Source organism: Williamsia soli, assembly GCF_017377795.1.
Taxonomy (GTDB): domain Bacteria; phylum Actinomycetota; class Actinomycetes; order Mycobacteriales; family Mycobacteriaceae; genus Williamsia; species Williamsia soli.
Window position 1 is genome coordinate 323,927 of the sequence record NZ_JAFRDR010000007.1, and the last position, 8,973, is coordinate 332,899.

Consider the following 8,973-nt stretch of genomic DNA (forward strand, 5'->3'; position numbering starts at 1 on the left):
GCCCCCCGACGCGCGAAGCAAATCGTACCCCGGTCGGACCGCAGGAGCGCCTGCCGACCGCGACGACGGCACCCGCGCGCACCGCCTAGACTGTTCTCGTGAGTGCAGACGTAGATACCGTTTCCGTCGCCGCCGATACCCCCGATCAGACGCAGCCCTTCCGTGAGCTGGGTCTGAAGGACGACGAGTATCAGCGGATCAAAGAGATCCTGGGCCGCCGCCCGACCGCAGCCGAGTTGGCGATGTACTCGGTGATGTGGTCCGAGCACTGCTCGTACAAGTCGTCGAAGGTGCATCTGCGCTACTTCGGCGAGACCACCACCGACGAGATGCGGTCATCGATGCTCGCCGGGATCGGCGAGAACGCCGGCGTCGTCGACATCGGCGACGGCTGGGCGGTCACCTTCAAGGTGGAGTCGCACAATCACCCGTCCTACGTCGAGCCCTATCAAGGTGCGGCCACCGGTGTCGGCGGCATCGTCCGCGACATCATGGCGATGGGCGCTCGTCCGATCGCGGTCATGGATCAGTTGCGGTTCGGCGCCGCCGACGCGCCGGACACCCGTCGCGTGGTCGACGGTGTTGTTCGCGGTGTCGGTGGCTACGGCAACTCTCTGGGTCTGCCGAACATCGGCGGAGAAACCGTGTTCGACGAGTCGTACGCCGGCAACCCGTTGGTCAACGCCCTGTGCGCAGGCGTGATGCGGGTCGAAGACCTGCACCTGGCGTTCGCGTCCGGCGCAGGTAACCGGATCATCCTGTTCGGCGCCCGTACCGGCCTCGACGGCATCGGTGGGGTCTCGGTGCTCGCATCGGAGACCTTCGACGACAGTGCCGAAGACGAAGCCGAAGGCGGAGCTCGACCGTCGTCGCGCCGGCCGAAGAAGCTGCCTGCGGTGCAGGTGGGCGATCCGTTCACCGAGAAGGTGCTCATCGAATGCTGCCTGGATCTGTACAAGGCCGGCATCGTGATCGGCATCCAGGACCTCGGTGGCGCGGGATTGTCCTGTGCGACTTCTGAATTGGCTGCGGCCGGTGACGGTGGTATGCGCATCGAGCTGGAGAAGGTCCCGATGCGCGCCACCGGGATGACCCCGGCGGAGGTGCTCTCGAGCGAGTCGCAGGAACGCATGTGTGCGGTGGTGGCGCCGGAGAACGTCGAGGCGTTCATGGAGGTCTGCCGCAAGTGGGACGTGCTGGCCACCGACATCGGTGAGGTCACGTCCGGCGAACATCTCGAGATCACCTGGCACGGCGAGACCGTGGTCGATGTGCCGCCGCGGACCGTCGCCCACGAAGGGCCCGTCTACGAGCGTCCCGTCGCCCGTCCCGACTGGCAGGACGATCTGATCGCGTCGACCACTAAGGACTTGAAGCGCCCGGTCTCCGGTGACGAGTTGCGGGAGACCCTGTTCGAGATGATTTCGTCGCCCGCGCTCTGCAGTCGGCGGTTCATCACCGAGCAGTACGACAGGTATGTCCGCGGCAACACCGTACTGGCCGAGCACGCTGACTCCGGGATGATCCGGATCGATGAGGGCTCGGGACGTGGCATCGCCCTGGCCACCGATGCGTCCGGTCGTTACACCTATCTGGATCCATACCGCGGTGCCCAGCTGGCACTGGCGGAGGCGTACCGCAACGTGATCGTCAGCGGTGCCAGCCCCAAGGCTGTCACCAACTGCCTGAACTTCGGGTCGCCCGAGGATCCTGCCGTGATGTGGCAGTTCCAGCAGGCGGTCCGCGGATTGGCCGATGGCTGTGCTCAACTGGGCATCCCGGTCACCGGCGGCAATGTGAGTTTCTACAACCAGACCGGTGCGACCCCGATACTGCCCACCCCGGTGGTCGGTGTGCTCGGGGTCATCGACGACGTCCGTCGGCGCATCCCGACCGGTTTCGGAACCGAGATCGGCGAGACGCTGATCCTGCTGGGCGAGACCCACGACGAGTTTGATGGATCGATCTGGTCGCAGGTAGCCCACGATCACCTCGGTGGTACGCCGCCCGCGGTCGACCTCGAGCGTGAGCGCCTGCTCGGCGAGATCCTCACCGCAGCATCGCGCGACGGCCTGGTCTCGGCCGCGCACGATCTCTCCGAAGGTGGACTGGCGCAGACCGTCGTCGAAGCCGCACTGGCCGGGGAGACCGGCTGCCGGATCGTCCTGCCCGAGGGCGCCGATCCGTTCGTCTGGTTGTTCTCGGAGTCTTCCGGCCGCGTGCTGGTCGCCGTTCCGCGATCAGAAGAAGTGCGGTTCACGGGCATGCTCGACGCCCGGCAGATGCCGTGGACCCGGATCGGTGTCGTCGACCAGGGCAGCGACTCCGTCGAGGTGCAGGATGCTTTCACCGTGCCCCTCACCGAGCTGCGTGAGGCCTTCGAAGGAACGCTTCCCAAACTCTTCGGCTAGCCCGATGATGGGTCCTTTTGGCGATCCCCACCTGGGTTTTTAGTCGCCAGAAGGACCCATCTTCGGTTGGTGGGGGCGGCGCTCGGGTTGATAGTTCGAGGTCCTAAGTATTACCATTGCTAACTATGTCCGAGATTGATCTGACCGAACTCGCCGACGCCATCCGACCGACGCTGGCGCGGGTGTACCTGACGATCCGGAGACGGTCGCCGTTCGGTGAATACACCGCCGCACAGGGATCTACGTTGGCCACCCTGGCCGACCACGGTTCGATGCGGATGGGCGAACTGGCCCGCCGCGAAGCCGTGCGGATGCCGACCGTCACCGCGGCGGTCGACGTGCTCGTCGGTCACCGACTCGTGCGACGCGACCCCGATCCCGATGATCGTCGGGCCGTGCAGGTGAGCATCACCGAGACCGGACGCCACGAACTCGAGCAGCTGCAATCGGCTCGCAACGAGGTTCTCGCCCGCGCGATGTCGGGGCTGACGGACGACCATCTGCAGGCACTGGATGCGGCTCTGCCCGCCCTGCGCGCGCTTCGTACACAACTCGAGGACGTCGACGAGACGAGCGCCCTCTCAATATCTCCCGAGGAGTGAAAAATGACGTCAACGCAGGCTGATGTGCAGCATGCTCCCGAGCACCAGGGATTCTTGGATGCGGTTCGTGGTCAGCCGGTCGCGGTGTGGGCCACGGCATTTGCCGCGGTGATCGCGTTCATGGGTATCGGTCTCGTCGATCCGATCCTGCCCGAGATCGCCAAGCAGCTCGATGCCGGTGCCGACAAGGTCACCTTGCTGTTCGCCGTCTACATGGGCGTTCAAGTACTCGCGATGCTGATCACCGGGTACTGCTCGTATCGGTTCGGGCCCAAGCGGACACTGATTGCCGGGCTGGTGTTCATCGTGGTCGCGGCCGGAGTTTCGGCCACAGCCAACGGGATCGGCGAACTGATCGCACTTCGCGTCGCGTGGGGCCTGGGTAATGCGCTGTTCATGGCCACCGCGCTGGCCTTCATCATCGGATCCGCACGAGGTGGTCAGCACGGTGCGATCCTGCTGTACGAGGCCGCCCTGGGACTCGGGTTGGCCGTCGGGCCGTTGATCGGTGCCATTCTCGGCGAGTGGACGTGGCGGGCACCGTTCGGCGGGACTGCCATTCTGATGGCCATCGGCGCGATCCTCTGCGCGACGAAATTGACCAAGGACGGCCCGTCCTCGGAGCGGCCGAAGGTCGGGATCACCGACCCCCTCCGCGCCCTCAAGAACCGCAAACTGCTCGTCACCGGTATCGGATCGGCCTTCTACACCGCCGGCTTCTTCACTGTGATCGCCTGGGCGCCCATCGTTTTGGACATGCGACCCATCTACCTCGGACTCGTCTTCGTCGGCTGGGGACTGTGCGTCGCTCTCAGTGGTGTGACGCTCGCTCCCCGGGTCGTCGAGGCGCTCGGTGAGAAGCTCGGAGTCATTTTCGCCGTCGGCGTCTTCGCGGTGGTGATGGCCGCCGCGGCGATCGGTACCGCCGGTGACAACAAGGCTCTCGTGATGGCTGCGATCATCGTCTCGGGTATCCCGTCCGGCGTCCTGAACACCGCCCTGACCGGCATGGCGATGGCAGCGGGCACCGGACCTCGTTCGGTGTCGTCTGCGGGATACAACTTCCTGCGCTGGATGGGCGCGGCGGTGTCTGCGCTGCTCGTCGCGCACCTGGCGGAATGGTTCGATTCGAACGCCGCGCCGTACTGGTTCGCCGTCGGATACTGCGCCGTCGCGGTGCTTGCGATCTCCCTGGTCGGTGGCGCCCCGAAACCCGAGCCGACCGCCGAAACGGAACGCCGCTTCGAAGAGGCTGCGCTGGTGGGAGCCGAGGAGCTGTAACCCCGGGCACCTCCGAAAGTGGGTCGTTGTGGCGAACGAAAGCCCAGGTGGGCTCCGCCAAAACGGCCCATTTTCGGCGGCTGGGGATCTAGTGTGGAACGTGTTCTAGTTTCCGCACCTGGAGGTCTGAAGTGGCGTTGCGCGTAGTGGTCTGGTCGACCGGCACCATCGGAAAGCTGTCGATCGCGGGCGTGCTCGCCCGGCCTGAACTCGAGCTGGTCGGGGTCTGGGTATCGAATCCCGACAAGGTGGGCAAGGATGTCGGCGAACTGGCCGGCCTTGGTCACGAACTGGGCCTGAAGGCCAGTGGCAGCAAGGAAGAACTGCTTGCTCTCCGGCCGGACTGCATCGTCCACGGCGCGATGACCGATGACCGGATCATGGAGGCCATCGAGGACCTGATCAGCTTCCTCGAAGCCGGGGTCAATGTCGTCGCGTCAGGCCCGGTGGCACTTGTCTATCCCGACGGCGTGTTCCCGGATGAGCTCAACGAGCGCATCCGCAGCGCCGCGCGCGCCGGCAATGCCAGCCTGCACGTCAACGGTATCGACCCCGGATTCGCGAACGATGTTCTGCCGCTGGCCATGACATCACTGTCCAAGCGAATCGACGAACTGCGCGTCGCGGAGATCGCCGACTACTCGACGTACTACCAGCCGATGACCATGACCGAGCTCTTCGGATTCGGCAAGCCGATGGACACCGAGTCCATGCTGTGGATGCCCGGCGTGCTCTCGCTCGCCTGGGGTCCGGTTGTGCGGCAGCTCGCCGCCGGGCTGGATCTGACCCTCGACGAACCGCTGGTGGAGAAGATCGATCGTCGCCCGGCGGACGAGGACTACGACATCGCGTCGTGCCACATCGCGAAGGGGACCATGGCCGCTGTGCGATTCGAGGTCATCGGAACCGTGAACGGCACGCCGCGAATCGTTCTCGAGCACGTCACCCGCACCAAAGCCGACGCTCAGCCGGAGTGGCCGATCCCCAGTCACGGTGACGGCTGCTACCGCATCGAGATCACCGGCGATCCTGTGATGACCGTCGATTTCGTCCACCACGGCGAGAACGGTGACCACAACGACTCGGGAATGCTGGTCACGGCAATGCGTCTGGTGAACGCGGTGCAGGCCGTCGTCGAAGCGCAGCCGGGATTGTTGACAGTGCTCGACCTGCCGCAGATCACCGGTCGCGGGTTGGTGACGAAGGACTGACCGCCCACCCGAATTCGCGCCGCCCACCAGCAATTGCCGGTGGGCGGTGCAAATTCAGGTGGGGGGGGAGTCAGGCAAGAGCCTCTACGGGCCGCCGGGGAGCCGACGCCGCGCCGCGACGCTGCAACTGGCCGGCACCGACCAGGAAGTCGACGTAGTCCCGCATCGTTTCGGTCGTCGGTCGGGGCGCGAACCCAAGGTCGCGGCGGGCTTTGGTCCCGTCGACGACAGGCTGGGCCTCGAGCGCGCCGAGCGCGGCCTTGGAGACCAGATCTGACTTGAAGATCTTGCAGATCGGTTCGGCGACCGGCAGGATCGCCTGCACCCAGCGCATCGGGAAAGCGACAGCGGGTCCGCGTCGCCCGGCTTCGCGGGCCACCATCCGGAAAGCCTCGATCATCTCGGTCATCTCGCCGGTCAACAGGTAGTTCTCGCCGGTCTTGCCGTGCTCAGCGGCGAGGATGAGTCCCGCAGCGACGTCGCGGACGTCGACGAGGTCGAAGCCGCCGGTGATCAGCGCGGGCACGCGGCCCCGCGCGGAGTCGCGGAGCATGCCGTTGATCCGCGAGTACGGGGCGTGGTCGACGGGGCCGTAGACGGCGGTCGGATTACAGATGACACCGTCGAGGCCTTTCGCGATCACCTTCTGGAGCTCCTGCTCCCCGGCCCACTTGGAGCGGTCGTAGACGGGCAGCGTGGTGCTGTCTGATCGTCCGGACAGCTCATCGATTGTGCCGCCGCATTCGTACTGGTCGAACGAGTGGATGGAGCTGCAATGCACCATTCGCCGGACCCCGGCAGTCAGTGCGGCCTCGGCGACGTTGCGTACGCCTTCGGTGTTGATGCGCCAGGCGTTCTCATCTGTGTGCCGCAGGGTGATGACCGCGACCAGGTGATACACCACGTCGACACCGTCGAAAGCCGACGCCAGGGCGGCAGGGTCGAGGATGTCGGCCGCCACCCAGGTCACCGCAGGTTTGCTCGCGGTCGAGGGGTGTTGCCGATCGATCGCCACCACGGTGTCACCGCGGGCGACGAGTTGGTCGACGAGATTGCGGCCCACAAACCCGGCGGCTCCGGTTACGGCTACTTTCATGTGAGATCACTTTCAGTCGGGGCCCCGCTCGGCTGACCGGGCACGGGTAGAACACGTTCTACTTTGCGCCTAGACTAGAACACGTTCTACTTTTGCGAAAGGGAGCGTGGATATGCCGTCATTCGATCGAGAGCAGATGCTTGCGGTAGTCGAACGATCGCCGGAGGCAGCTGGTGCCCACGATCGGAGGGCATGGGTCGGTCTGTTCATCGACGACGGCATCGTCAACGACCCGGTCGGTTCGCGGCCGCACGTCGGTCGCGGCGAGATCGAGCGCTTCTACGACACCTTCATCGGTCCTCGCGACATCACCTTCCATCGGAACGTTGACGTCGTGAGCGGCCGCACAGTCGTCCGCGATGTCGAGCTCGAGGTCGAGATGTCGGCGAAGGTGACGATGCGGGTACCTGTGCACATCCGCTACGACCTGCGGGAGGTCGGCGACCAGCTCCGGATCGAACGGCTCGCTGCCTACTGGGAGCTGCCGGGAATGATTGCGCAGTTCCTGCGCAGCGGGATCGCGGCGGCGCCGGTGTCGACCAGATTGGCGGTGGCGCTGCTGAAGAATCAAGGCCCACGTGGCGCACTGGGTTTCGTCGAGGGTTTTCGCCGCGTAGGGGGCGCGGCCAAGGCCACAGTCGGCAATTTCTTGGATGCTGCGGCGACGGGTGATGGGCCGGGCGCGGAACGGTACCTCGATCGAGCGGCCGCAGTGACGATCTCGGGTGACGACGCGGGCGCGCAAGCGTGGGTGACAGCACTTCATGGGCTGCGAGCGCACAAGTATCTGGCCGCGGGACACACCGTCGCGGTCGGGTTGGAGCACGACGACTGGAGGGGCGTCGGTCTCTTCGAGTTCGACAGCAGTCGCGGCCCGATCAAGGCGGTAGACGTGCTCATCGACTCCGGCGCCTAGGCCGGCGTCGTCCGGTGCGGTGATTCGTTACCGCCAGGTGAACTCGCACTGCCGCATTTCTCTGGGGAATCTATCGTCGGAACATGACTATTCCGCTTCACGAACCCGGCGTCTTCGGTCCCGACGACCTCGAGGGGCTGACCTGGTTCTACGACATGCACGGCTACGCGACCCTGCGTGGGGTATTGAGCGTTTCAGACGTCGATGCGATCGAGTCGGAATGCGTTGCTGCGCAACGTGGTGTGATCGCTGGGGAGTTGGATGCGCGCTACGGATCGACTGTCTTCCTGGACGAAGCGGCCAAGGCTGACAAGTTCGCAAACTACGTCGAGTTCATCAGCGAACTGTCGCCTGCGGTCGATGCCGCGATCACTCACCCGGTTGTCGAGCAATTGATGACGAGGCTCCTCGGTCCCGAGTGTTGGCTGCGGGCTCATGAACAGAACGGGGTGGTCTACCAGGATGCCCGACCAGGCAAGGAGTCTGGCTACACCCGCATCGGCTGGCATTCCGATTGGCAGGCCAGTCCTAGCTTGGATGTCTGGCCGAGCACTGCGTTCACAGTTCACGTCGACGGCACGAGTCCGGCCAACGGTTTTCTGCGAGTGGTGCCCGGGAGTCATCTGTGGTCGACGCCGGCACCGTATCGAAATGCCAACGGCGTCAGGGTTCCTGATACCGCACAACCTTCCGGCGGACGCACCACGCGAAAGCCGCCCTTCGAGATGCCACTGGGCTTCGAGAAGATCCGCGGCGAGGTCGCCGTGTACGCCGAGCGCGGCGACATCCTCTTCCATGACGCCTACCTCTGGCACTCCGCAGCACGGGCTACCGACGACAACACCCTGCGCCGACATATCCGCGGCGGATATTTCGGCGGAACCAAACCTGCTGCGGGAGTTGAAGAGTTCATCAAGAACGCTGCGCGTTAGGGCGTGCGAAGCCCGCGAAAAGTGTTCGAACATATGTTTGCCAGATACGCGAAACCCTGGTACTGTCAGTTGTAGAGAAACTCTTTTGACGGCGAATCCTTTCTGGTTGTTGTTGTCTGCGTGTGTTTCTGGGGCTGGGGGGCCTGCATGTCTGATGGTGTTGTCATCGATTCGGCGGTGGTGGGTGCGGTGTCGGAGCTGGATGCTGCGATCGCACGCTTGTCGACGTTGGATCTGACTGCTCTGTCTGACGTGGATTGTGTGCGTGTGGTGGAACGGTTGGAGGTCGCGTCGCGGCGGTTGCAGTCGGCTAGTTTGCCGGTGTTGCGGGATGTGGCTGTGCGGCGGGCGTATTCGACGGTGGGGTGTTCGTCTCCGGCGGCGGTGTTGACGTCGATGACGCGGATGCGTCCGGGTGCGGCTAGGGCCCGGGTGGAGGCGATGGACGCGTTGACGCCGTCTGTGACCCCGAGTGGTGAGGTGATCGGTCCACGGTTCCCGGAAACAGCGCAGGCGTTGGCGGC

General features: G+C 64.9%; 8 protein-coding genes. 7 read left to right on the top strand and 1 reads right to left on the bottom strand.

What is annotated here, in order from left to right; all coding sequences use genetic code 11:
• The first annotated feature begins 98 nt into the window (after positions 1 to 98).
• The 4 genes from purL (at position 99) to J3S28_RS19845 (ending at position 5,505) form a co-directional block, all read left to right on the top strand.
• On the top strand, positions 99 to 2,411 hold the full coding sequence (purL, locus tag J3S28_RS19830; RefSeq protein WP_207842443.1) for a phosphoribosylformylglycinamidine synthase subunit PurL: 2,313 nt from the start codon (positions 99 to 101) through the stop codon (positions 2,409 to 2,411).
• A 125-nt stretch (positions 2,412 to 2,536) separates the two neighbouring features.
• Positions 2,537 to 3,013, top strand: coding sequence for a MarR family winged helix-turn-helix transcriptional regulator (locus tag J3S28_RS19835; protein ID WP_207842444.1), 477 nt, complete (start codon positions 2,537 to 2,539; stop codon positions 3,011 to 3,013).
• Between the two features lie 3 nt (positions 3,014 to 3,016).
• Positions 3,017 to 4,294 carry an MFS transporter gene (locus J3S28_RS19840; RefSeq protein WP_207842445.1) on the top strand — a complete coding sequence of 426 codons (1,278 nt, stop codon included), beginning with the start codon at positions 3,017 to 3,019 and terminating at the stop codon, positions 4,292 to 4,294.
• A 131-nt stretch (positions 4,295 to 4,425) separates the two neighbouring features.
• The gene (locus tag J3S28_RS19845; RefSeq protein WP_207842446.1) at positions 4,426 to 5,505 is read left to right on the top strand and encodes an NAD(P)H-dependent amine dehydrogenase family protein; all 1,080 of its coding nucleotides are present in this window, start codon (positions 4,426 to 4,428) and stop codon (positions 5,503 to 5,505) included.
• A 70-nt stretch (positions 5,506 to 5,575) separates the two neighbouring features.
• Here the strand turns inward: J3S28_RS19845 and J3S28_RS19850 are convergent, their stop codons facing one another.
• Positions 5,576 to 6,601, bottom strand: a complete 1,026-nt coding sequence (locus tag J3S28_RS19850) for an NAD-dependent epimerase/dehydratase family protein (RefSeq protein ID WP_207842447.1) — start codon at positions 6,599 to 6,601, stop codon at positions 5,576 to 5,578.
• Between the two features lie 112 nt (positions 6,602 to 6,713).
• On the opposite strand from J3S28_RS19850, the gene J3S28_RS19855 reads away from it, so the two are divergent.
• The 3 genes from J3S28_RS19855 to J3S28_RS19865 all read left to right on the top strand — a co-directional run.
• Positions 6,714 to 7,517, top strand: a complete 804-nt coding sequence (locus J3S28_RS19855) for a nuclear transport factor 2 family protein (protein ID WP_207842448.1) — start codon at positions 6,714 to 6,716, stop codon at positions 7,515 to 7,517.
• Positions 7,518 to 7,600: 83 nt separating this feature from the next.
• Positions 7,601 to 8,449, top strand: a complete 849-nt coding sequence (locus J3S28_RS19860; RefSeq protein WP_207842449.1) for a phytanoyl-CoA dioxygenase family protein — start codon at positions 7,601 to 7,603, stop codon at positions 8,447 to 8,449.
• A gap of 147 nt (positions 8,450 to 8,596) precedes the next feature.
• Positions 8,597 to 8,973 (top strand): hypothetical protein (locus J3S28_RS19865; RefSeq protein ID WP_372436032.1); only part of this gene is annotated, 377 nt, incomplete at its 3' end.

What these genes read in the sequence shown, in the direction of transcription:
- J3S28_RS19835 (WP_207842444.1), top strand. Translation starts at nt 2,537, where the DNA reads ATGTCCGAGATTGATCTGACCGAACTCGCCGACGCCATCCGACCGACG.
- J3S28_RS19840 (WP_207842445.1), top strand. Translation starts at nt 3,017, where the DNA reads ATGACGTCAACGCAGGCTGATGTGCAGCATGCTCCCGAGCACCAGGGA.
- J3S28_RS19850 (WP_207842447.1), bottom strand. Translation starts at nt 6,601, where the DNA reads ATGAAAGTAGCCGTAACCGGAGCCGCCGGGTTTGTGGGCCGCAATCTC.
- J3S28_RS19855 (WP_207842448.1), top strand. Translation starts at nt 6,714, where the DNA reads ATGCCGTCATTCGATCGAGAGCAGATGCTTGCGGTAGTCGAACGATCG.
- J3S28_RS19860 (WP_207842449.1), top strand. Translation starts at nt 7,601, where the DNA reads ATGACTATTCCGCTTCACGAACCCGGCGTCTTCGGTCCCGACGACCTC.